Annotated in this window: 22 protein-coding genes; 10 read left to right on the forward strand and 12 right to left on the reverse strand. The window is 68.2% G+C overall.

Annotation, left to right across the window (positions count from 1 at the left end; all coding sequences use genetic code 11):
• Nucleotides 1–35 precede the first annotated feature (35 nt).
• Entirely contained in the window at nucleotides 36–890 is an 855-nt protein-coding gene (glpR, locus tag G361_RS0140135) for a gephyrin-like molybdotransferase receptor GlpR (protein ID WP_019932805.1), read from the forward strand.
• Nucleotides 891–896: 6 nt separating this feature from the next.
• Here glpR and G361_RS0140140 read toward each other — a convergent pair whose 3' ends face one another.
• The 5 genes from G361_RS0140140 to G361_RS0140160 all read right to left on the reverse strand — a co-directional run bounded on the left by G361_RS0140140 (nucleotide 897) and on the right by G361_RS0140160 (nucleotide 6177).
• On the reverse strand, nucleotides 897–1691 hold the full coding sequence (locus tag G361_RS0140140; protein ID WP_019932806.1) for a hypothetical protein: 795 nt from the start codon (nucleotides 1689–1691) through the stop codon (nucleotides 897–899).
• Nucleotides 1692–1889: 198 nt separating this feature from the next.
• Complete coding sequence (locus G361_RS0140145; protein WP_019932807.1) at nucleotides 1890–2936, reverse strand: beta-propeller fold lactonase family protein; 1047 nt, start codon at nucleotides 2934–2936, stop codon at nucleotides 1890–1892.
• 14 nt (nucleotides 2937–2950) lie between these two features.
• Complete coding sequence (locus G361_RS0140150) at nucleotides 2951–4336, reverse strand: sugar porter family MFS transporter (RefSeq protein ID WP_019932808.1); 1386 nt, start codon at nucleotides 4334–4336, stop codon at nucleotides 2951–2953.
• 160 nt (nucleotides 4337–4496) lie between these two features.
• Entirely contained in the window at nucleotides 4497–5297 is an 801-nt protein-coding gene (locus G361_RS0140155; protein ID WP_019932809.1) for an NAD(P)-dependent oxidoreductase, read from the reverse strand.
• 64 nt (nucleotides 5298–5361) lie between these two features.
• Nucleotides 5362–6177: an IclR family transcriptional regulator gene (locus G361_RS0140160; protein WP_019932810.1), complete on the reverse strand. Its 816-nt coding sequence runs from the start codon at nucleotides 6175–6177 to the stop codon at nucleotides 5362–5364.
• A gap of 134 nt (nucleotides 6178–6311) precedes the next feature.
• Here G361_RS0140160 and G361_RS0140165 point away from each other — a divergent pair, with 134 nt between their 5' ends.
• From G361_RS0140165 to G361_RS0140195, 7 genes are all read left to right on the forward strand, one after another.
• Complete coding sequence (locus tag G361_RS0140165) at nucleotides 6312–7220, forward strand: LysR substrate-binding domain-containing protein (protein ID WP_019932811.1); 909 nt, start codon at nucleotides 6312–6314, stop codon at nucleotides 7218–7220.
• A gap of 43 nt (nucleotides 7221–7263) precedes the next feature.
• On the forward strand, nucleotides 7264–8178 hold the full coding sequence (gene kdgD, locus G361_RS0140170) for a 5-dehydro-4-deoxyglucarate dehydratase (RefSeq protein WP_019932812.1): 915 nt from the start codon (nucleotides 7264–7266) through the stop codon (nucleotides 8176–8178).
• Nucleotides 8179–8191: 13 nt separating this feature from the next.
• A complete protein-coding gene (locus G361_RS0140175; RefSeq protein WP_019932813.1) occupies nucleotides 8192–9328 on the forward strand; it encodes an L-talarate/galactarate dehydratase in 1137 nt (378 codons plus the stop codon).
• A gap of 15 nt (nucleotides 9329–9343) precedes the next feature.
• Nucleotides 9344–10984, forward strand: coding sequence for an aldehyde dehydrogenase family protein (locus tag G361_RS46345; protein ID WP_369798052.1), 1641 nt, complete (start codon nucleotides 9344–9346; stop codon nucleotides 10982–10984).
• Nucleotides 10975–12042, forward strand: coding sequence for a Fic family protein (locus G361_RS0140185; RefSeq protein WP_019932814.1), 1068 nt, complete (start codon nucleotides 10975–10977; stop codon nucleotides 12040–12042). The genes G361_RS46345 and G361_RS0140185 overlap by 10 nt, the downstream gene beginning before the upstream one ends.
• Nucleotides 12043–12176: 134 nt before the next feature.
• On the forward strand, nucleotides 12177–13442 hold the full coding sequence (locus tag G361_RS0140190; protein ID WP_019932815.1) for a hypothetical protein: 1266 nt from the start codon (nucleotides 12177–12179) through the stop codon (nucleotides 13440–13442).
• Nucleotides 13442–14182: an ESX secretion-associated protein EspG gene (locus G361_RS0140195; protein WP_019932816.1), complete on the forward strand. Its 741-nt coding sequence runs from the start codon at nucleotides 13442–13444 to the stop codon at nucleotides 14180–14182. Before G361_RS0140190 ends, G361_RS0140195 begins: the two co-directional genes overlap by 1 nt.
• A gap of 74 nt (nucleotides 14183–14256) precedes the next feature.
• Here the strand turns inward: G361_RS0140195 and G361_RS47605 are convergent, their stop codons facing one another.
• The 4 genes from G361_RS47605 to G361_RS50030 all read right to left on the reverse strand — a co-directional run bounded on the left by G361_RS47605 (nucleotide 14257) and on the right by G361_RS50030 (nucleotide 16356).
• Nucleotides 14257–14664: a putative quinol monooxygenase gene (locus G361_RS47605; protein ID WP_231387249.1), complete on the reverse strand. Its 408-nt coding sequence runs from the start codon at nucleotides 14662–14664 to the stop codon at nucleotides 14257–14259.
• Nucleotides 14665–14866: 202 nt separating this feature from the next.
• Nucleotides 14867–15340 carry a hypothetical protein gene (locus G361_RS0140205; RefSeq protein ID WP_019932818.1) on the reverse strand — a complete coding sequence of 158 codons (474 nt, stop codon included), beginning with the start codon at nucleotides 15338–15340 and terminating at the stop codon, nucleotides 14867–14869.
• A 48-nt stretch (nucleotides 15341–15388) separates the two neighbouring features.
• Nucleotides 15389–15967, reverse strand: a complete 579-nt coding sequence (locus G361_RS47930) for a DUF3558 domain-containing protein (RefSeq protein WP_026344095.1) — start codon at nucleotides 15965–15967, stop codon at nucleotides 15389–15391.
• Nucleotides 15968–16212: 245 nt separating this feature from the next.
• Nucleotides 16213–16356 (reverse strand): hypothetical protein, encoded by a 144-nt coding sequence (locus G361_RS50030; protein ID WP_019932820.1) that lies wholly within the window; start codon nucleotides 16354–16356, stop codon nucleotides 16213–16215.
• Nucleotides 16357–16544: 188 nt separating this feature from the next.
• Between G361_RS50030 and G361_RS0140220 the strand changes: the two genes are divergently transcribed.
• A complete protein-coding gene (locus G361_RS0140220; protein WP_019932821.1) occupies nucleotides 16545–17879 on the forward strand; it encodes a carotenoid oxygenase family protein in 1335 nt (444 codons plus the stop codon).
• A gap of 58 nt (nucleotides 17880–17937) precedes the next feature.
• On the opposite strand, the gene G361_RS0140225 is transcribed toward G361_RS0140220, so the two are convergent.
• The 3 genes from G361_RS0140225 to G361_RS0140235 all read right to left on the reverse strand — a co-directional run bounded on the left by G361_RS0140225 (nucleotide 17938) and on the right by G361_RS0140235 (nucleotide 21121).
• On the reverse strand, nucleotides 17938–18174 hold the full coding sequence (locus G361_RS0140225; protein WP_019932822.1) for a hypothetical protein: 237 nt from the start codon (nucleotides 18172–18174) through the stop codon (nucleotides 17938–17940).
• Nucleotides 18175–18673: 499 nt separating this feature from the next.
• Nucleotides 18674–19930 carry an amidohydrolase family protein gene (locus G361_RS0140230; protein ID WP_019932823.1) on the reverse strand — a complete coding sequence of 419 codons (1257 nt, stop codon included), beginning with the start codon at nucleotides 19928–19930 and terminating at the stop codon, nucleotides 18674–18676.
• A 9-nt stretch (nucleotides 19931–19939) separates the two neighbouring features.
• A complete protein-coding gene (locus tag G361_RS0140235) occupies nucleotides 19940–21121 on the reverse strand; it encodes an amidohydrolase family protein (protein WP_019932824.1) in 1182 nt (393 codons plus the stop codon).
• A 203-nt stretch (nucleotides 21122–21324) separates the two neighbouring features.
• On the opposite strand from G361_RS0140235, the gene G361_RS0140240 reads away from it, so the two are divergent.
• Nucleotides 21325–22272, forward strand: coding sequence for an ATP-binding protein (locus G361_RS0140240; protein ID WP_019932825.1), 948 nt, complete (start codon nucleotides 21325–21327; stop codon nucleotides 22270–22272).
• Nucleotides 22273–22379 lie beyond the last annotated feature (107 nt).

Consider the following 22379-nt stretch of genomic DNA (forward strand, 5'->3'; position numbering starts at 1 on the left):
GGACAACGGTCGGTCGGGACGGAGGTGGGAGCGCGATGCCGAATTCGATCTTGTGGATCGGATTGGTCGTGCTCTGGGTCTTCGTGCTGTTTCCCATGTTGGCCGGCCGCCATCCGCGTATCCGGCGCACGACCGACGTCGCACTGGCCACCCGGGTCCTGCATCGCGGCGGCACGAAGCGGGTGCCGACCCGGGCGCAGAGAAAGCTCCCCCACGGCGATGATGCGGAGGATCGGATGACGACGCCGGCCGATGAGCCCGTCAACCCCGTCACCGAGGACGTCGATCGGCCCGGACGGGACCATGCGCCGCAGGCCATCGGTACCCTCGCCAGACCGCCGGCTCGCCTCGACGACCTCGTCGCCGAGCGTGATTCCGGCGGTGCGGATTTCGTCCCCACCCGGCGCGGTCGCGGCGGCTACGACCCGGAGGCGGACGCCATCGCCCGCGCCGCGCGCTATCGCTTCCGGCAGCGCACCGCGATCGCCCTGGTGCTCAGCGCTCTGCTGTTCGGCGGATTCGCCGCGGTGGCCGCGCCGACGCTGTGGTCGGGCTGCGTGCTGTCGCTGCTGCTGCTCGTGGTCTACCTCGGTTATCTACGCCGGCAGGTGCGCCTGGAGGCGGACATCCGCCGCCGTCGCGCCGCGCGGCTGGGCAAGGGCCGCGAGGCCGAGCGGCCCGACGTGGTGGAGCCCGCGGCCGTAACCGGTTCGGAGCGACCGGCTCTGGACCGCGAGGCCGCCCGTGACCTGCAACGCCGGGCCGTCGTCCTGGACGTCGACGACGAGGATCCGGCGTTCGACCACCTGGATCCCTACAACGCGGCCGCCGCCCGGGCCATCCGGGAGCGCGCCCTCGAGGCCGAGATCCGCCGCGCCGCCGGCGAGTAGCGGCTGTCAGTCGAGAGTCCGCCACCGCCAGATCATCTCGCCGATCAGGGGCCGGTCCGGCCGGACCTCCAGGGGTGCGGTGTTCAGCCCGTTCGGCGGGCCGGACTCCGGCTCGACGCACACGGTGTCCGCGGGCTGGTCGTAGACGACGACCCATTCCAGGGGGCTCGAGACGACCAGTTCGACGGCGCCGGGCCAGGTCAGCGTGACCTCCACGCCGCCGGGCATCCCGAAGCAGTCGTCCCACGGACCGGGCCGTGCGGCGATCCGAGTGCCGTCGGGCAGATAGTCGTCGCCGCGCTCCTCCTGCCAGCCCGGGGCGAAGTCGATCTCGACGCCCGGCCCGTCGGCGGTCAGCCGGCGGTTGAACCACGGATGCCAGCCGACCTGGGCCGGGAACGGGTCCGCGAACGCCTCGACGGTCATGGTGAATTCGGCGGTGTCCGGACCGAGGGTGATCGACTGGGTCACCCGGCCGGGGAACGGCCAGGGCTCGGCGAGATCCTGGGCGAGTACGACTTCCGCGTCGGTGGACAGGACCACCTGCCAGGGCTTGTCCCGGACGGTGCCGTGGATGGCGTGCGGTTCGGCGGTGCGGGGCAGTTGGTGGTCGGCGCCCGCCCAGTGCAGGACGCCGTCGCGCATCCGGCCGCACCACGGCGCCATCGGGAAGCTGCCGAATCGTGGTCCGGTGTGCAGCAGTCCGGTCTCGCCGAGCCGGAACTCGGCGATCCGGCCGGTGTCCTGATCCACTGTCAGCCGGGCCGGGCCTGCGGCCAGCCGCACCTCCCGATCGGACATGTCGCCTCCTGAGTCGAGTGCCGTGGTCCACTCGGGTTCCGGTGGACCATCCACACGCTATCGGCACCCACCCGCCTCCCGCCGACGCGGCGGTGGCCGAGTCGGCGGGAGGGTTTCCCGGACCGCGTCGTTTCGACGGGGACCGCGGGCCGGGGGGCCGGAGCGGACGATCCGACGCGGGCGATGCCGAGCCGGTGATCAGCGACCGGAACCCCGGCGCCGATCCGTCGCCGGATCCGAGGGGAGTTCGACGATCTCCACCCAGTTCGGGTTGCGGCCGACCGGATACCGGCCGAGTGGGTGCAGCGCACCGGATTCCGGGTCGATCGCGTACACGGTCAGCGCGTCCGACTGCTGCCCCGCCGCGAGCAGGAACCGGCCGGCGGGATCGATGGCGAACCCGCGTGGGCAGGCCTCGGTCACGGTGTGCCCCAGCGGTTCCGGCGCGCCGGTGGCCGCATCCACCCGGAATCCGGCGAGCGTGCCGGCCCGCCGGTCGGAGACGTACAGCAACCGGCCGTCCGGGGTGAGCTTCAGCTCGGCCGTCCACGGCTGCGAAACCCCTTCGGGCAGTACCGAGATCGCGTCCCTCGGGACGAGTTGCCCGGTGCCGGAATCGAATTGGTAGCTGCCGACCGTGCCGTCGAGTTCGTTCGCGACGTAGGCGAACCGGCCGCCGGGATGGAACACCAGGTGCCGGGGCCCGGCCCCGGCCTTCGTGGACACGGACGCCGGGTGGTTCGGCGCGAGCAGTCCGGTGGCCGGATCGAACCGGAACTGGAGCACCGCGTCCCCGCCCAGTACCGGTGCGAACAGGTGGCGGTTGTCCGGCGCGGCGACGATCGAATGTGCGTGCGGCGGTGTCGCCGATACCGCGATCGGCTCGGCCACGACGATGCCGTCCGCACCGATCGCGTTCACCGAGACGATGTTGCCGGTGTAGGAGGCGCCGAGCAGATAGCGTCCGGTCCGATCGGTGGCCAGGTAGGCCGTGTTGTCCGGGAGCGGCACCGTCGCGATCGGGGTCAATGCGCCGGTGCCGGCGTCGATCGCGAAGCAGGCGACCGACCACGGCCGCGACCGCAGCGAGGCGTACAGGTGACGACGGCCGGGCCCGACCGCCAGCGGCATCACCGTGTCGCCGGCGGGTTGTGTCTGCACCGGTTCGAGCGTGCCGTCGGCGCCGAGCCGCAGCACCGAGAGGTCACCACTGTCGGCATTCGACACATAGGCCACGACCGTCATCTCGTCCGTCCTCGCTATCCGACGTGCTGCCCGGCGCGGGCCCGCAGATCCAGTTCGATCTCCTCGAGGCTGCGGCCCTTGGTCTCCGGGACGAAGCGCCGCACCAGCACGAACAGCACCACGCTGACCGCCGCGAAGATCCACGCCGACCAGCTCAGGCCGAGGTGGTCGTTCATCACCGGGAACAGGAAGGTGATGGCGAAGGTCGCCGCCCACAGCACCGTGCTGGCCGTACCGGTGCCGATGCCGCGGATCTTCAGCGGGAAGATCTCGGCGATCATCACCCAGACCACCGCACCCCAGCCCAGTTCGTAGCCGACCCAGTACAGATTCAGCACGATGAGGGTGACGAGGCCGGTACCGGTGCCCTTGCCCATGGTCAGCACGGCCACGCCGAGCGTGAGCAGCGACAGCGCCATGATCACGTTCCCGAGCAGCAGCAGTGGTTTGCGGCCCCAGCGGTCGACCATCAGGAACACCCAGGCGGTGAAGATCAGCTTCACCGTGCCCATGATGATCGAGGCGAGCAGCGAACTGCTCGTGGCCAGGCCGAGCTGCTTGAACATGGTCGGCGCGTACAGGTTCACCGCATTGGTGCCGGAGAACTGCTGCCCGATGGCGAGGATCAGCGCCACCACCAGGGCGGGCCGGGCCCATCTGGTGGTGAGGTCGCGCAGCCGGCCGCGCTGTTCGGTGTCGAGCTGGATGACCTCGCGGATGCCGGTGACCTCGGCGTCGATATCCGCGGTCCGGTGGGTCTGTTCGAGCACCGCGCGGGCCTCCGCCTCGCGACCGGCCTTCAGCAGCCAGCGCGGGGTCTCGGGCAGGCTGAACAGGCCGGCGAACAGGATGACGGCCGGGACGGCGGCCAGGCCGAACATCAACCGCCAGTTGCCCGCGTCGGACAGTGCCCAGTCGACGATGTAGGCGATCAGGATGCCGGACACGATCATCAGCTGATTGAGCGTGGACAGTGCGCCGCGCACCCGGGTGGGTGCGAGTTCGGACAGGTAGGTGGGCACGGTGGCCGACGAGATGCCGACCGCGATACCGGTGACGAACCGGGCGACCACCATCGCCGCGTAGCCGGGTGCGAACGCGCAACCCAGCACGGCGACGGTGAAGACCACCGCGGCCACCATGATGGTGGGCCGGCGGCCGTATCGGTCGGCCAGCCGGCCGGCGAACAGGGCGCCGAACACCGCGCCCGCCGCCAGCGAACCGCCGACCACGCCCTGCGCGAACGAGTCGAGGTGCCACAGCGGTTTGATGAACAACAGAACACCGGAGATGACACCGAGGTCGTAGCCGAAGAGGATGCCTCCCAACGCTCCGAAGAAGTACAGATAGGAGACGCTGATCCGCCGTTGCCGCGCGGGCGTCGTTGCCGACTGCTGCATGGGTCTTGCTTTCCTTAGAGCCGAAACGGTGTGCTCAGGGTCACATGCCCAAATGGTGAAGGCAATAACTTCCCTGATACTCATTCGGTATCGGGTAATGCGTTCATATATGTGAACACCCCGAGCGCTCGAACCGTCCGGCCGCCGATGTCGGCGGGGGTCAGAGCGGGTCGGCCCGGCCCAGTTCGATTTCGCAGAAGCCGCCGCCCAGGTACTCCGGCAGCGTGCCGCTCACCTCGCCGGCGAAGCGCTCGGCGTCGTCCCGGCTGTGATAGCCGATCGCCTCGCCCGCCCGCAGCGACACGATCCCCCGGGTATTGGCCGAAACGCCCCACAACACCCGGTAACCGGGCTCCGCCACCGCGAGCGCGGCCTCCAGCAGCCGGGCGCAGTCGTCGGGCGACAGCCAGGTGGACAGGCCGCGCACATCGGCCGGTCGTTCGAAACAGGTGCCGATCCGCAGGCAGGTCACGTCCATGCCGAAGCGCGAGTGGTACAGGCTGCCCAGCGCCTCGACCACGGCCTTGCTCACGCCGTAGTAGGTGTCCGGGCGCGGGCTGGAATCGGCCGGCAACCCGTCCGGCCCGGCCTCGCCCACCCGGCGGAAACCCACCGCGTGATTGCTGGAGGCCAGCACCACCCGCGGCACCCCCGCCGCCCGGGCGGCCTCGAGGACGGTGTGCGTGCCGTCGATGTTGACGTCGAGGATGTCGGCCCAGCTACCCTCCCGGCTGATCCCGCCGAGGTGGATCAGGGCGTCGACCTCGTGGCAGGCGGCGGCCATCGCGGCCGGGTCGGTGATCGATCCGGTGACGATCTCCACCTGCTCACCCGGTGCGGCCGGTTCGATCGGCTGAACGTCCAGCAGCCGCAGCACCCGGTCCGGGCGGGCCAGCCGCGGCCGCATCAGCCGCCCGACGATTCCGGCCGCGCCGGTGACGAGCACGCGTTCGTTCGACATGGGACACTCCTCGCTGTGGCCCGGCCCTCGCGCCGGACCGTCGATTGATGAGAAAACTTGTGGCTCAACGGATTCCGGCGCGCCGCAGCTGCCTGGCGAGATCCGCGGCGGCGGTGTGCAGCACGGCTCCGATGCGGTGCTGCTCGCTCTCGGAGACCCGGTCCGCCGGCATCGAACAGCTGACCGCGTCGGTCGCCGGGATCCGGTACGGCACCGCCGCGGCCGCGCAGGCCACCTCGGCGGTGCCCTCGCCGCGCTCGGTCGCGTAGCCGCGTTCGCGCACCACACCCAGTTCGCCGTACAGCGTGTCGCGGTCGGTGACGGTGGCGCCGGTCAGCGCCTCGAACCGCGGCGGCAGCAGTTCGGCCAGTTCGGCGTCGGCCAGCTCCGCGAGCAGCGCCTTGCCCAGCGCGGTCGCGTGCGCGGGCAGGGTCCGGCCGACCCGGGAGATCAGATGCCCGGACCGATGCGATTCACGGGTCTCCAGATACACCACGTCGGCGCCGGCCAGCCGGGCGTAGTGGACGGTGAATCCGGTCTCCTCGCGCAGCCGTTCCAGCATCTCGATCACGTAGGGGAGTGCGGGATCGCGGTCCAGATAGGCGGTGCCGCAGATCAGCGCGCGCACGCCGAGCCGGAACCGGGTGCCGGCCTCGTCGGCCTCGATCCACCCGGCGTCGTGCAGGGTGCGCAGCAGTCCGTGCAGGCTGGACCGGGGAAATCCGGTGGCCTCGTGCATCTCGGCCAGTGACAGCCAGGACCGGTGTGCCGCGAAGACCTCGAGCAGGGCGATCGTGCGGCGGGCCGACTTCACCCCGGTCGCGCTCTCCTCTGCGCGGGCGATGGTGTCGTCGGCGACCCGTCGATCCCGGCTCTGCATAGCGGTCCTTTCCGGCAGTGATCTCTTGCTGGAAAGTATTCACATTTATGAACCGTCATGTGATACCCGTTCGGAATCGGCTGATGCCCAATTGATGTTGGACCGGTATCAGTGGATGGCTCTAGCCTGGCGTCGTGACCGACCACGGCAAACTGTCCTCCCTGTTGTCCCTGGAACAGGTGCGTGGTTTCGTCGTGGTCGCCGAGGAGGGCAACTTCCGGCGCGCCGCCGAACGCCTGCAGATGACCCAGCCGCCGCTGAGCCGCCAGATCCAGAAGCTGGAACGCGATATCGGCGTCCTGCTGCTGGACCGTGCCCAGCGTCAGGTGGCACTGACCCCGGCCGGTGAGGCGTTCCTCGCCGAGGCGCGGCGGCTGCTGGCGCTGGCGGAGGCCGCACCCGGTACCGCGCGGCTGGTGGCCGCGGGCCATACCGGGACGGTCCGCATCGGTTTCACCGCCACCGCGGGCTTCGGCTTCCTGGGCGGTTTCCTCAACCAGATCAGCCGGGCGCTGCCCGAGGTGGAACTCACCCTCGGCGAACACGTCAGCGCCGAGCAGTTCGGCGAACTGGCAAGCGGCAGACTGGATCTGGCGCTGGCCCGGCCACCGTTCGACCGGGTCGAATTCGACGGGCGGCTGGTGCACCGCGAACCGCTGGTGCTCGCCGTGCCGCAGTCGCACCGGCTGGCCGGCTCCGGACCGCTGCCGATCCGGGAGCTGGAGGGTGAGCGGCTGCTGGTGTACGCGCCCGGTCCCGCACGCTATTTCGCCGAGTTGACGACGCGGGCGCTGGCCGGAATCTCCTACGACACCGCCGACCGGCTCACCCAGGTGCACACCATGCTGGCCCTGGTGTCGGCCGGTCGTGGCCTCGCGCTGGTTCCGGAGACGGCCGGGCGGCTGCATCCGGACGGGGTCCGGTACCGCCCGCTCGGCGGTGTGCGCGAGCACGCGGAACTGTATGCCGTCTGGCGCCGCCACCCGGCCAATCCGGCCCTGCGGCGCGTCATCGATCTGCTGGAGACGTGGCCGGACTCCTGAGCGGTGCGCCGTCCCGGAATCCGAGTGTCAGAAAGGAATACCCGTGTCACAGATATCCGCCGCGGACCTGGGCCCGGCACTGGGCCGCGGCCTGTTGTCGTTCCCGGTCACGCATTTCGACGCCGACCTGCGTTTCGACGAGGCCGCGTATCGGGAGCACATCGGCTGGCTGGCCGGATTCGACGTGGCCGGCCTGTTCGCCGCCGGCGGTACGGGTGAGGGCTTCTCGCTGACCACCGCCGAGATCGATGCGGTGGTGCGGGCCGCGGTCGCCGAGACCGCCGGCCGGGTGCCGGTGATCGCCCCCGCCACCGCCGGCACCGCGGTCGCGGTCGAGCAGACCCGCAACGCCGAGGCCGCCGGCGCCGACGGCATCCTGCTGCTGCCGCCGTACCTCACCGAGGCCGGTCCCGACGGACTGCTCGAACATGTCGCCGCGGTGTGCGGGGCGACCTCGCTCGGGGTCATCGTCTACAGCCGCGCCAACGCGAAGATCGACGATGTCACCGCGGCCCGGATGGCCGACCGCTGCCCGAACCTGATCGGCTACAAGGACGGCGTCGGCAACATCGAGACCATGACCCGGGTCTACGCGCGGATGGGGGCGCGGTTCACCTACATCGGCGGGCTGCCGACCGCGGAGACCTTCGCGCTGCCGTACACCGAGATGGGCGTCACCACCTATTCGTCGGCGATCTTCAACTTCGTGCCGGAGTTCGCGCTGCGGTTCTACGACGCGGTGCGCGCACACGATCGCGACGCGGTCTACGCGGCGCTGCGCACCTTCGTCCTGCCCTACCTCGACATCCGCGACCGCAAGCCGGGCTATGCCGTGTCGATCATCAAGGCCGGGCTGACCGCCGTGGGCCGCCCGTCGAGCCGGGTCCGCCCGCCGCTGACCGACCTCACCCCAGGCGAGCTCGCCGATCTGACCGAACTCGTCAAAGTCATTGCGTGAGAGAGGATCTCGGATGACCATCGCATCCCCGGTACTGGACCGGATCACCGGCGTGCGGATCTCCTCGGTGGTGCTGCCGCTGCCCACCGGCATCAGCGATGCCAAGGTGCTCACCGGCCGGCAGCGCCCGATGACCGAGGTCGCGGTGCTGTTCGCGGAGATCGGCACCGCGGCCGGGCTCGAGGGTATCGGCGTGAGCTACGCCAAACGTGCCGGTGGCCCCGGCCAATTCGCGCACGCGAAGGAGATCGCGCCGGTACTGCTCGGCGAGGATCCCAGCGATATCGCCAAGATCTGGGACAAGCTGATGTGGGCCGGCGCCTCGGTGGGCCGCAGCGGCCTGTCGGTACAGGCCGTCGCCGCCTTCGATATCGCGCTGTGGGATCTGAAGGCCAAACGCGCGGGCCTGCCGCTGGCGAAACTGCTGGGCGCGCATCGTGATTCGGTACGCACCTACAACACCTCCGGCGGTTTCCTGAACGCGCCGATCGAGGAGGTGCTGGACCGGGCCGCCGAATCGGTCGCGAGCGGCCTCGGGGGCATCAAGATCAAGGTGGGACATCCGGACCACCGCGTCGACCTCGCCCGCGTCACCGCGGTGCGCGAGAAGATCGGCGACGCCGTGCCGTTGATGGTCGACGCCAACCAGCAGTGGGACCGGCCCACCGCGCAGCGGATGTGCCGGGCCTTCGAACCGCTGAACCTGGTGTGGATCGAGGAGCCTCTGGACGCCTACGATTTCGCGGGCCACGCCCACCTGTCGCGCACCTTCGATACCCCGATCGCCACCGGCGAGATGCTGACCAGCGTCGCCGAGCACGCCGAATTGATCCGCGCCGGAACGGATATCGTGCAGCCGGATGCCCCGCGGGTCGGCGGCATCACCCGCTTCCTGGAGGTCATGTCCCTGGCCTCGCGCGAAAATCTGCAGCTCGCACCGCATTTCGTGATGGAGGTGCACGTGCACCTGGCCGCCGCGTATCCGCTCGAGCCCTGGGTGGAACACTTCGAATGGTTCGACCCGCTGTTCGAGGAGCGACTGGAGATCAGCGACGGCCGCATGCACCTGTCCCCCCGGCCGGGACTCGGTGTGACCCTGAGCGATCGGGCACGCGCCTGGACCGTCGCCCAGCACGAGATCCGGGCCTGACCGATGGAGGAGAACGTGACACTGCCCGCCGACACCGATCCCGCCGGGATCGACCGAATCGTCACCGCCGCCGTCGCGGCCGCCGAGGACCTGGCCCGCACCACCCCCGCGCAGCGCGCCGCCTGGCTGCACGCCGCCGCCGACGCGCTGGACGCGGCCGCCGGCGAACTGGTCGAACTGGCCGCCACGGAAACCCACCTGCCCGCACAACCCCGGCTGCGCGGCGAGATGGTACGCACCGTCTTCCAGCTGCGCCTGTTCGCCGAGGTGCTCACCGACGGCGAATTCCTGCGTGCCACAGTCGATCACGCCGATCCGGCCTGGCCGATGGGCCCGCGCCCGGACATCCGCCGCACGGTGGTGCCGATCGGTCCGGTCCTGGTGTTCGCGGCGAGCAATTTCCCGCTGACCCTGAGCGTCGCCGGCCACGACACCGCCGCGGCGCTGGCGGCCGGTTGCCCCGTGGTCCTGAAGGCGCATCCCGGCCACCCCCGGCTGTCCGCGCGGGTCCGCGACATCGTCGTCGCCGCGCTGACCGGCGCCGGCGCACCCGCGGGCACCTTCGAGAACATCTACGGTGTCGAGGCCGGCGCCACCGCCCTGCGCCACCCCGGCATCGAGGCGGCCTCGTTCACCGGTTCGGAGGCGGGCGGCCGCGCCCTGTTCGACATCGCCAACGCCCGTCCCCGCCCCATCCCGTTCTACGGCGAACTGGGCAGCGTGAACCCGGTGGTGGTGACCCCCGGCGCGGTCGCGGCCCGCGGCCCCGAGATCGCCACCGGCTACGTCGGCTCGTTCACCCTCGGTGCGGGCCAGTTCTGCACCAAGCCCGGCCTACTGCTGCTCCCGGTCGGCCACGGCCTGACCGAAGCCCTGATCGCCGCCGTGAAAGCCGTTCCGGCACAACGGATGCTGAACGACCGCATCGCCGACGGCTTCCGCTCCGGCGTGACCCGCCTCGACGACCACCCCGCCGTCACCGTCCTGGCCGCCACCGCATGGGGCGCCGACACCTACCTCCCCACCCTGCTGAAGGTCGCCGCCGCCGATTTCGCGCCGGAGACCCTGGGCCGCGAGTGCTTCGGCCCGTCCTCGATCGTGATCGAATACCGCGACATCGACGAATTGCGTTCGGTCCTACGGCAACGACCCCGGCCTGACCGCCACCGTGCACGCCGAACACGACGAGGCCGACACCGTACACACCCTGCTCCCCACCCTGACCAGGCTGGCGGGCCGCCTGATCTGGAACGGCTGGCCCACCGGCATCACCCTGTCCTGGGCCCAGCAGCACGGCGGCCCCTACCCGGCCACCACCGCCCCCACCGCCACCTCCATGGGCACCGCCGCCATCGAACGCTTCCTCCGCCCCGTCGCCTGGCAGGACTTCCCCGACGAGTTCCTGCCCCCGGCCCTGCAAGAGGCCAACCCGTGGCAGTTGCCGCGCCGGATCGACGGAAAGCGCTAGTGACAGACTCTCTTATACTCACTTTTGCCATAAGTGAGTACACTGGCCGTTCATGTCATCAGTTGACTCGTGGCCGACGGTCGAGTGGGAGGAACGTCGCTGGGTTCCGACGATATCCGCAGATCTGGTGTCACGGCGGGTGCGGGAGCGTCATCGTGGACCCTACGAAGCGGCAAAGGTGCCGTTGATCGCGCCGCAGCGGGTCGCTCTCCCGAGCGCTGTGCTGGCGGCAGCCGAGGAGGCGTCGATCGATATCGCTCGCTTCGACGCCGAGGCGGGCGCGATGGTGGCCCCGTTCGGTGCGATCCTGCTGCGCTCCGAATCGACATCGTCCTCGCGTATCGAAAATCTCACCTCCGGTGCGAAAGCCATTGCCCTGGCCGAACTCGGTGCGACCGACCAGCGCAACGCGGTCGAGATCATCGGCAATGTGCACGCCATGCAGACCGCGATAGATCGCAGCGGCACCCTCGACGAGGATCTCGTCCTCGCCATGCACGCCGCACTGATGACGGGACACGAACCCGATGCCGGTGAGTGGCGAACCCAGCAGGTCTGGATCGGTGGCGATACCTTCGGCCCGCACGGCGCCGAATTCGTGCCACCTCATCACGACCGGGTACCCGCCGCAATGGCCGACCTGATGGCTTTCGCCAGACGCGACGACATCCCGATCCTGGTTCATGCTGCCCTGGCCCATGCACAATTCGAGACCGTGCACCCGTTCACCGACGGCAATGGGCGTACCGGACGAGCCCTGATCCATTCGATGCTGCGTACTCGGCAATTGACCCGCAACGTGACGGTACCGATCGCGGCCGGGCTGCTCACCGATGTCGCCACCTATTTCGCCGCATTGACCGCCTATCGGAACGGCGACCCCGTCCCGATCGTGACCAGGCTGACGGAAGCCACCTTCGCGGCACTGACCAACGCCAGGCTTCTCGTTGCCGAGGTTACCGAGATCCGGCAGGAATGGGCCGAGACCGTGAACGCCCGCCCGCAGGCCGCGGCCTGGCAGATCGCCGATCTCGCACTGCGCCTGCCGGTTCTCGACGCCGAGACGATCGCTCGGGAACTGGACCTCGCTGCCTCGAATGCGGTCCGGGCGCTCGGCCCGCTCGTCGCCGCCGGTGTGCTCACCGAATTCACCGGTATGCGCCGGAACCGGATGTGGCAGGCGCGCGAAATACTCGATGCGCTCGATGCTTTCGCCGCACGTGCCGGTCGGCGCAACCTCGGTTGATCCAGTGTCGATCGATTCCGGGCGGCTCACTTTCGTCCGGTTCGATTGTTGTAAAATCGGCGCGGCCGGATGTGTCAGGGGAGGGCTCGTGGTCGTGCACTCCACGAGGCCGATCGGATCGGACGGGGTGGGATATGTCGATCGAGAACGAGCGGCCGAGTATCGGCAACGGCGGCGAGAATCCGAAGGCTCTGTCGCACTGGGACATTTACCGTGCGTTTCATCCGCTGGACACCACGGATGCGCATACCGCGGGGGAGAGCTATCGGAAGATCGCCACCGGCTGGAGTGATGCGGTGCGGGATTTCGGGGCGCGGATTCTGCGTTCCAGCGCGTCGGCCTGGGACGGGCCCGCCGCGCAGGCGTCGCGGGACGCGATCGGTAATTATGTTGCCAGGGCCCATGATCTGACGCCGGCGCTGAACGCGCTGGCCGATCGGGTAGGTGCGGCGGTGGAGTCGATCAACGACACCAAGACCAAACTGCCGGAGCCGATTTCGACCGTCTCGGCATGGAATTACCAGGGGTGGACGGTCGGGCCGCTGTCCGGATCCCATGCCAAATCGAAGATCGACCATGCCCGCGACGAGGCGCAGCGGGTGATGGGGACCAATTACGTGACCCCGTTCGGCCGGGTCGACGGGGAGATTCCGGTGTTGCCGACGCCGGTGAGTCCGGCTGCTCCGCTGTTCACGATGCCGGAGCCCGGTTCCGGTCCGGTCGGGCACGGTGCCGGGCCGGTTGCTCCGCCGGGGGCGGACGTGGTCCGGCCGGATGCGCCGCAGGGATCCGAAGTCGTTGACCGGCCGCAGGATTCGACGGCGGGAACGGAAGGTGCGGGGGCGTCCGGTCCTTCGGCTCCGTCGACCGGAACCGAAGCTGCCGCAGATCATCTCGCGGGTGCCGGATCGGATCTGCCGTCGACTCGACCGGCCGGGATCGATCCGCCGGTTCTTCCCGGTGACTCGGTGAGCGGTACCGGTGGTCCGAGATCCGGTACGTGGACGGGTGGGGGACCCGGCACGGCGGGTCCCGGGTTCGCCGGTCCCGGGGTGGCCGGCCCGGAGTTCGCGGGTCCGGGTGCCGCTGGTCCCGGGGGCGGCGGTCCGGTGGTTGCCGGTCCGGGTCGTAGCGTCGCGGGTGCCGGTGGTGTGCCGGCCGCGGGTCCGCGCGGCGCGGTCGCACGCGGGGGGAGTGCCGCCGGGTTGCCGGGTATGGGGATGCCCGGCGGGAAGGCGCGTTCGGAGGAGGACGAACGGACTCGCCTGCTCCCGGAGTGGCTGCGCACCGAGGACAATGCCGCCGAGTTGCTCGGCCGGGAGCCGAGGACGTTGCTCGACGGGGTACTCGGCGCCGAGCCCGACGAGCCGCCGGTGAGCGAGGAGCCGAGCAGCGAGTGATGTCCGAATGGGCTTGGGAGCCCGATGATTTCGCGGCACTGTGGGTGAGCGATGCCGACGATCGGTTCCCGTTTCCGCTGGGGTACCTCAGCCGGTTCCGGACCAACGGTGAGGTGGCGGCGCACCGGGAGTCGGTGCGAGGCCGGTACGACGCCGACGAGACCGAACTGATCCAGCTCGCGTTCCACACGCTCGCGACCGCCGACCTCCGAATCGAAATCATCGGTGCGTCAACGGTGTTGGGCAACAACGAGGAGCAGGAGTACCGAATGCTGGGCGCCCGCACCGCGTATCACGCCGTGCTGCTGTCGCAGACGGTCGCCGGGGGTGTCGAGGGGACGATTCGCTGCCGGCTTTTTCGTCCGGAGCAATTGCCGGTGCGGATGGCGCGCCTGCTGCCCGCCTTTCCGGCGGGAGGCGGGAAGCCGGACACTTTTCATGTCGACGATCTGCGGCCCGAGATTCTCGCGAACCCCGCGCGGAACGCGGGTGCGGACCTTTTCCGGCGCAGGTTCGACCGACCGGCCGCGGGTGGCGGGAGTGTCGTGCTGCGCACCGGTTCCGTGGCGCGCCATGCCGCACAGTGGCTGGATCTGATCGGTGACGGCCGCTACCTGCAGCAACGCACCAGGGACCACGTATCGGTCCGTCCCGCGACGCCGGCCGAGATCACCACACTTCTCACATCGTGGATCGACCGGACCCTACAGCGCTTGCGTGCCGCTGCGGAGGATTACTGATTCCTCGGCATCGAGTCACCGCTCGGTGCCGAGATGACTTGCAGGGCAACCGATGTGGATACGAACGTCCGGTATCAGAGTGAACTGTCGGATGCCCGGCCCTGAACATGGACAGCATGGCCGTAGAAGCCTGCGGGTTGCTCGGCCAGGAGATCGAGAAAGCGCTGGGTCACCTCTGCGACCGCCTCGGAGCCGGTGGCCGTGTCGTGTGCTTCCTGGTCGATCCACAGCTCGGTCACCCACAGCGCGTCCGGATCGTCCAGGGCGGTGTTGATGGTGTACGTGAGCAATCCGCTGTCGCTGCCTGCGGCGAGCGCCGACTCCTTGATCAACGCGATTACCTCGTCCCGGTGACCGGGCAACGCCGCCATTCGTCCGAAGACACTGAACAAATTCGAATCGGACACGCATTCGCCCCTTCCACCGGACACTCTCCGGGTCAGCCTACTGCTCTTGTAGGGCAGGCCGGAGTTGTCGGCCATCTCCTCCAGCAACAGGCGGGCATGGTGTCGGCGGGAACGGCCGCCGGACTGCCCGCCCGGCCCTGAGATTCCTGGTCGAGCTACGTCGGCACAGATCAACCACATCCGGTTTGCAGGCCGGGGCTCCTCGAGCAGCAACCATCGGGATCGACCTGTCACACAGCCGAATACAGAACCAACCGGTGGTGAGCGAGCCCGGAGGTCAGCGATCCTCCGCGCCGATCGGGCTGGTGGGCATATCCGCCATCAACTCGTTGTACCTCGCAGCGAACTCCTGGTCGGCCTGGATATATCGCTGGGCGATCGTACGGTGGAGCTGCTGAAGTTCGTCGATGATCTGATAATGCTGCTGCAGGACGTCGTAGACGTTGTTCGGCGAGTCCTTGCCCGCATCGACCGCAGCAGCTTTCGTACGGAACCTGTGCACCACTGCCTGTGCGGAAGTCAGCAGCGCTTGGTCCTCGCCGAGACCCCATTTCTTCTGGGTGGAAACGTTGGTCGCTATGCGCTGGAGTTTCTGGATCTCGTGTTTGAAGGCCTCGCAATCCCGTTCGATGTACGCGAACTCCTCAGCGTTGACTCGCACATCGTCGCTGAGATCGACGCTCAGCCGTCCGGCTTGGGCTTCGGTAATCAGTTGAGCCAGAGGTCGTTCGGATGACGCATCGTCGCCCATGATGCTCCCTCGCAGATATCCAGTGGACGTTCGATCGAGAGGTTTCGATCAAGCATTGGCCGGCATCACCGGCACCAGTTTGGCCGCCAGTTCCTTGGCGATATCGCAACTTGCCAGCGTGCCGGACCTTCTGCGGGTTGCCGGGTTGTCGATCGAGATTTCGAGGCTGCCGCCTTTCATCTCGGCGTTGAGTAGGCAGAACGCGCGCTGATCCGGCTGATCGGTGTCGTGATAGATGAGGGCGGAACGGCCCCCGATGTTCAGCTCTTCCGAGACCTTGAAGCCGGTATTGGCTCGGACCATCGGCAGCGTGATGTTCGTGGTCCGGATCGAGACGCCGTAGCCGTCATCCTCGAAGTAGCTGCAGCCGCGCCATTTCACGCCACCCGAGCCGTCGGAGTTCGCATCGGAAGACTGATGCCCGAGGCCTTCGGAGTCCAGTACCGATACGGGTATGTCGTGGCACGGATCGAAGCCGGTAGGCGCCTCAGGCGCCATCGTCTTTGTCGCTGACACACTCTGACCGCTGGTGGCCGGTCTGTCGCCGGAATCCGAGGATCCACATCCAGTCAGCGTCGCAACCATCAGTGCCGCTGTTCCGGCGGCCAATGCGATACCCACCCGCATGTTCGCCCCCTTCTGTACGACTCACCGGGCCGGATGGACCGACCATAGCACTTCGCCCATCGTGGCCAGGCGATTCCGAACTGCCAGAGGCGGTCCCGCGGATGCCGCCGCACGGCCTGTTCGAGCCACCTCGTCCGCCGCTTGTGGTCGCGGGCGAAATGGTTCGGCATCGCGACATCGCTCGTGAGATCGGCTGGGACGCAGTGGAATCGGCCGGCCGATGCCGATGAGCGGAGGCGTTCGGACTACTGCGTCGCCAGATTGGCCAGCAGCAGTGCCCCCACCACGCCGATCAGGATGGGTATGCCGAGGTGGCCCGCGCTGCGGCTGTAATCGATCGTGGACCAGAGCACGATGATCGTCAGGGTCGCCAGGATCAACTTCTTCATGAATCCTCCCCGGTACCTGTGCTTTCCAGGTTACTAGGTTCGGATTCGGTTGCGCTACAGCGGGTTCCGTCGGCCGATTCGGTACCGACCGGACGGCTGGTGATCCGATCCGAATATTCCACTGTTGACAGGTCTCTGTGGAGGTTCTACAGTCGACCTGTCATAGTGGAACGTCTGACTGGATTCTCATGACCGTTCACGATCTGCCCACCTATCTCCGGGGTGATCTCGCACCTGTCCCGGACGAGATCGAGGCCTTCGACCTGCCGGTCACCGGGGCGCTCCCGCCCGAATTGACCGGGCGCTACGTGCGCAACGGGCCCAATCCGCCGGTCGGCGCCGATCCCGGGCACTGGTTCCTCGGCGACGGGATGTTGCACGGGGTGCGGCTGCGCGGCGGGCGGGCCGAGTGGTACCGCAACCGGTGGGTGCGGACCAGCAGATTCACCTCGGGGGCGCCGTTCCTGCGCTCCGACCTCACCGTCGATCGCGCCGCGAATGCGGCCAACACCAATGTGATCCGGCATGCCGGCCGCTGGTACGCGCTGGTCGAGAACGGGCTGCCCTACGAGGTGGACGCGGAGCTGGGGACGGTCGGAGTGTGCGACTTCGGCGGGCGCCTCGCCACCGCGATGACCGCGCATCCGAAGACCGATCCCGTCACGGGTGAGTTGCACTTCTTCGGGTACGGCTTCGCCGAGCCGTATCTGACCTATCACCGGCTCTCGGCGGCCGGTGAGCTGGTGCACAGCCGGGTGGTCGACGTGCCGGGGCCGACGATGATGCACGATTTCGCGATCACCGAGAACCATGTGGTGTGGCTCGACCTGCCGGTGGTGTTCGACCTGGCCCGGGCCGGTCGCGGCGGGATGCCCTACGGCTGGGACGACGGCTACGGCGCCCGCCTGGGTGTGATGCCGAAGGCCGGTGGCGCGGTCACCTGGCACGAGGTGGATCCGTGCTACGTGTTCCATGTCGGCAACGCGCACGAGCGTCCGGGCGGGGTGGTGGTCGTGGACGCCGTCCGATATTCACGGGAATCGTTCGACCAATTCTGGTTCGGCGCGGAAAATTCTGTCCCGGGCGCACTCGAGGTGCCGGGTAGTTCGGAAAAAGGTCCGGTTCTGCACCGCTGGGAAATCAGTTCAGATGATACTCCGGTTATTGAGAGGCAACTAGATGATCTGTCGGTGGAATTTCCTACCATCAACGATTCTCTGACCGGTTTGCCCGGTCGTTATATCTATGCTGTCGCCGATACCGAAATCGTGAAATACGATCTCGCCGGCGGCGCGGTCGGCCGATATTCCGCGCGCGGCCGGGCGGGGGAGGCCGTCTTCGTCCCGGCCGCGGATCCGGGCGCCGGTGAGGACGACGGCTGGCTGTTGTCCCTGGTCACCGGGCCGGATGGCGCCGAACTGGTGGTTCTCGACGCGACCGGGATGACCGAGGTGGCGTCGGTGCGGCTGCCGCGCCGGGTGCCGGCCGGATTCCACGGGCACTGGCTCCCCGATCTCCCCTGACCCGACAAGCGGAACGCCCGGCCCATCACCGATGGGCCGGGCGCTCGATGTCGTGTGCTTATTCCGGCGGGGGCACGACGACGTTGTAGTAGCAGCCACCGTTGCTGCCGCCGCTACCGCTACAGCTACCCGGCGGCGGGCCGTCGTGACGCATGCCATCGATGTACTGTTCGTCACCCTGGCTCACGGGCACTGCCAGCACCGGGGCGGCCAGCGCCGTGACCGGCGCGAGAACTACGAAACCGGCGAACGCCGTACGTGCCAGGCGCCGCTTGATACTGGTCGTCGAGCTCACAGCAATCTCCTCTCATCGGTACACCTTGTTCTCCGAACGGCCGGTCAGCAATAGCTGCCGCCACTGCCGCTACACGGCCGCGGAGGCGGCGGCGGCCCGGGATACTGCCCCGGGTAGGGGCCGTATTCGACCGAATCACCCGGCGCGGGCGGGGGTTGTGCGATCAACGGCGCCGCGACTGCCGTCATGGGGACGACGACCATCAGCGCAGTGATTGCCGCCTCGGCCAGGCGTCGGTGATTGCTGCTGCTGTTCGAGTTCAATCCCGTCTCCTCCTTTCGGGAGGTTCGGGGCCTCGTAGAACAGGCCGGTGGAACTCATACAACGTTAGACCGCAAATCATCAGCAATCAACAGGTTCGGGCATCCTGGAATTTGAATTGCTTTCGCATAACACAATTTCGAACGCGAAATAGAAAAGATGATTCGGGCAAACGTCCCCGCCGACGCCGACGGCCCCGGCACCACAGGGGTGCCGGGGCCGTCGGATGGATCGCGGATCAGCTCGCGACGCGCTCGGCGTACATCTGCGCCCACTCCCGGCGGGAGCGGATCGACAGGTCGACGTCGGTGGCCTGGGCGCGCAGGGCGCCCACGGTGGCCTGTTCCTTCGGGATGTGCGCGAACGGATCCCACTCCAGGAAGCGGCAGGCGTTCTCCCACGTGATCTTGTTGATGTCCTCGTCCGAGGCGCCGGCGGCGTTCAGCTCGTTGAGCACGAACTCCGGGGCATCCGGCCACAGCGAATCCGAGTGCGGGAAGTCGCATTCCCACGCGATGATGTCCATGCCGACCTTGTCGCGATAGGTGAGCGCGGTGGGATCGGTGACGTAGCAGGCCATCACGTGCTCGCGGAACACCTCGCTGGGCAGCTTGCCGCCGAAGTCCCGGCGCAGCCACTTCTGGTTGGTGTAATGACGATCGGACCGGTCCAGGAAGAACGGGATCCAGCCGATGCCACCCTCGGACAGCGCGATCTTCAGGCCCGGGTAGGTCCGGAAGGCCGGTCCCCACAACAGATCCTGCACGGTGATCTGGGAAACCGTGGGCGCCAGGCACATCAGATTGTCGATCGGCGCGTCGGGCGCGAGTTTCAGTGCGCCGAAACCCATTCCGATGTGCAGGTTCATCACCGTGTGGTTGTCCTGCAGCGCCTGGAACACCGGGCCCCAGTAGTTCATGTCGAAGTAGCTGGGCAGCCCCTCGAGGTGCGGCAGCTCCGGCATCGACACCGAACGGCAGCCCTTCGAGGCCAGGCGCTCGATCTCGGCGACGGCCAGCTGCGGATCCCACAGCGGGATGATGCCCAGCGGGATGAACCGGCCCGGGTAGGTCCCGCACCACTCGTCGACGTGCCAGTCGTTGTACAGCTGGATGATCTGGACGGTGATCTCGTCCTTGACCTTCGCCAGATGTCCGGCGCTGAAGCCCGCGTAGGTCGGGAAGCACATCGAGGCGAACACGCCGTTGGCGTTCATGTCCCGCACGCGCTCGTGGATGTCGTAGACACCCGGGCGCATCTCGGCGTAGCCCGCGGGGTTGTGGTCCCACTCCTCCGGCGGCCAGGAGACGACCGCGTTCAGACCGGTGACGCCGACCGGGTTGCCCCGGTACATCCAGCGGTCGACACCCTGGTCGTCGACGATGACCCGCGGCATCACGTCGGCCAGCGCGGCCGGGGTGTGATTCTCGAACATGTCCGGCGGCTCGACGACGTGGTCGTCGATGCTCACCAGGATCAGATCATTGATATCCATGCGTCCTCACTAGACCTTCAACAGGCGAGCCAGATTGCCGCCCATGATCAGGGCCTGGTCCGCCTCGGGCAGGTCCTTGAGCTCGTGGATGTAGCGGGTCGGCTCGGCCAGGCCCTCCGGGTGCGGGTAGTCCGAACCGAACAGCACGTGGTCGGCGCCGAGCAGGTCGGCCAGGGCGCCCAGGTCCTCCTCCCAGAACGGGGAGATGTAGAGGGCCTTCTTGAGCGCGGCGACCGGATCCTGGAAGCCGAAGCCCTCGGGGGCCTTCTTGTAGACGGCGGCCAGCTGCTCGAACAGGCCGGGCACCCAGGTCGCGCCGTTCTCGATGACGGCGAACTTCAGGTCCGGGTGCCGGAACAGCGCGCCGTGGCAGACCCAGGAGGCGACCGCGTCCCGGATCGGGGCCCACTCGTTCATCATCTTGAAGACGTTGGTGACGAACGGCAGCATCTCCTGGTTGCCGCCGTCCCACTCCGCGGCGTAGCGGGCGTAGCCGCTGTCCGAGGAGTGCATGGTGATGAGCACGTCCAGCTCGACCGCGCGCTTCCAGAACGGGTCGAACTCCGGCAGCGCGAACGAGCGGGTGCCGCGGAAACCGGGCACCGGCGCGGGCCGCACCAGGATCGCCTTGGCGCCGCGCTCGACGACCCACTCCAGCTCCTCGATCGCCTTGTCGACGATCGGCAGGCTGATCACCGGCACGGTGAAGATGCGGTTCTCGTAGTTGAAGGACCAGGTCTCGTACAGCCACTCGTTGAGGGCGTGCACGACCGCGTGGATCAGCTCCGGGTCGTCCTTCATCCGCTCTTCGAGCAGGCTGGCGAGGGTCGGGAACATCAGCGCGCGGTCGATCTGCAGCTCGTTCATCAGCTCCAGGCGCGGCGCGGGCTCGCGGAACGCCGGGGTCGCCTTGATCGGCTTGCCGAAGATCTCCCGGCGGCTCTTGCCTTCCGGGTTGCCGTTCTTGAAGTAGTCCTCCATCGCGCCGGGGGCGGCGACGACCTCGAAGGTCGGGTTGGGGATGTACTCACTGATGTGGCCACGAATCGCGATCTTCGTCCGACCGTCGACCTGGACGTACTTGACCGCGTTCGCATACTTCTTCGGCAGGAACTTGGTCAGCGCCTCCGGCGGTTCGTACAGGTGATTGTCGGCGTCGAAGAGCTGGTAGGGCAGGTCACTCTGGGACACGAAAGCCTCCGGGTTCAGACAAACTGAGAATCTCATTCTCCTATGGCGAGCATCATACTATCGCGCCGCCTCGAGAGTTTGGGCAACTGCCCAGGATCGATCCGGTGTCCGCGGGGTGGCGTCGTCGCCGGGGGCCCCGACCGGCTACTGTGGCGCGGAGTTGAATACGAAAGTCATTTCCAATCGGGAAGGGGTACGCGGCGGTGAAGATCGCCTTCGTCGGCAAGGGTGGTAGTGGAAAGACGACGCTGTCGTCGTTGTTCGTCCGGCAGCTGGTCGCCCAGGGCGCACCGGTCCTGGCGATCGATGCCGATATCAATCAGCACCTCGCGGCGGCGCTCGGCGCCGACGAGGAGGAGGCGGTGACGCTGCCGACGCTCGGTGAGCATCTGCCGTTGATCAAGGACTATCTGCGCGGCGACAATCCGCGGATCGCCACCGCGGGCGCCATGCTCAAGACCACCCCGCCCGGCCGCGGCTCGCGGCTGATCGGGGTGCGGGAGGGCAATCCGATCTATACCGCCTGCCTGCGCGAGGTCGGCGGCGCGCGGCTGATGGTGACCGGGCCGTTCGCGGACGAGGACCTCGGGGTGTCCTGCTATCACTCCAAGGTCGGCGCGGCGGAGATGCTGCTCAACCACATGGTCGACGGGCCGGGCGAATATGTGGTGGTCGACATGACCGCCGGCGCCGACGCGTTCGCCTCCGGGCTGTTCACCCGCTTCGATCTGACCGCGCTGGTCTGCGAGCCGACGCTGCGCAGCGTCGGGGTGTATCGCCAATACCTCGGCTACGCCAAGGATTTCGGCATCCGGATCGTGGTGATCGGCAACAAGGTCTGCGACGAGGACGATCTGGCGTTCCTACGCGAACAGGTCGGCGACGACCTGCTGTGCTGGATGGGCCGCTCCGGGCATGTGCGGGCCGCCGAGCGCGGCGAGATCCGGCCGATCCACGAGCTGGAACCGCAGAACCTGGACGCGCTGAACACCGTTCGCGCGGAACTGGACTTCGTCATGCGGGACTGGGCCGAATATCAGCGCCAGGCAGTCGAATTCCACCTCCGCAACGCGAACGCCTGGGCCGGTGCGGAATACGCCGACCAGGTGGACCCGGATTTCGTCCTCGGTCCGGCGGTCCGGATCGGCTGAGCCGCAACCTGTTTCGAGCATGCGGTCCGGTGTGGCGGCCGCGCACAGCGTACGACCCAGGGGGCCCGGCCGGAATCGGGCCCCCTGGGTCGAGCGGAAACAGGCTG

Source organism: Nocardia sp. BMG111209 (assembly GCF_000381925.1).
Lineage (GTDB): Bacteria > Actinomycetota > Actinomycetes > Mycobacteriales > Mycobacteriaceae > Nocardia.

Coding starts and splice junctions, on each gene's coding strand:
- glpR (WP_019932805.1), top strand. CDS start 36: ATGCCGAATTCGATCTTGTGGATCGGATTGGTCGTGCTCTGGGTCTTC.
- G361_RS0140140 (WP_019932806.1), bottom strand. CDS start 1,691: ATGTCCGATCGGGAGGTGCGGCTGGCCGCAGGCCCGGCCCGGCTGACA.
- G361_RS0140145 (WP_019932807.1), bottom strand. CDS start 2,936: ATGACGGTCGTGGCCTATGTGTCGAATGCCGACAGTGGTGACCTCTCG.
- G361_RS0140150 (WP_019932808.1), bottom strand. CDS start 4,336: ATGCAGCAGTCGGCAACGACGCCCGCGCGGCAACGGCGGATCAGCGTC.
- G361_RS0140155 (WP_019932809.1), bottom strand. CDS start 5,297: ATGTCGAACGAACGCGTGCTCGTCACCGGCGCGGCCGGAATCGTCGGG.
- G361_RS0140160 (WP_019932810.1), bottom strand. CDS start 6,177: ATGCAGAGCCGGGATCGACGGGTCGCCGACGACACCATCGCCCGCGCA.
- G361_RS0140175 (WP_019932813.1), top strand. CDS start 8,192: ATGACCATCGCATCCCCGGTACTGGACCGGATCACCGGCGTGCGGATC.
- G361_RS0140190 (WP_019932815.1), top strand. CDS start 12,177: ATGTCGATCGAGAACGAGCGGCCGAGTATCGGCAACGGCGGCGAGAAT.
- G361_RS0140195 (WP_019932816.1), top strand. CDS start 13,442: ATGTCCGAATGGGCTTGGGAGCCCGATGATTTCGCGGCACTGTGGGTG.
- G361_RS47605 (WP_231387249.1), bottom strand. CDS start 14,664: ATGGCCGACAACTCCGGCCTGCCCTACAAGAGCAGTAGGCTGACCCGG.
- G361_RS0140205 (WP_019932818.1), bottom strand. CDS start 15,340: ATGGGCGACGATGCGTCATCCGAACGACCTCTGGCTCAACTGATTACC.
- G361_RS47930 (WP_026344095.1), bottom strand. CDS start 15,967: ATGCGGGTGGGTATCGCATTGGCCGCCGGAACAGCGGCACTGATGGTT.
- G361_RS50030 (WP_019932820.1), bottom strand. CDS start 16,356: ATGAAGAAGTTGATCCTGGCGACCCTGACGATCATCGTGCTCTGGTCC.
- G361_RS0140220 (WP_019932821.1), top strand. CDS start 16,545: ATGACCGTTCACGATCTGCCCACCTATCTCCGGGGTGATCTCGCACCT.
- G361_RS0140230 (WP_019932823.1), bottom strand. CDS start 19,930: ATGGATATCAATGATCTGATCCTGGTGAGCATCGACGACCACGTCGTC.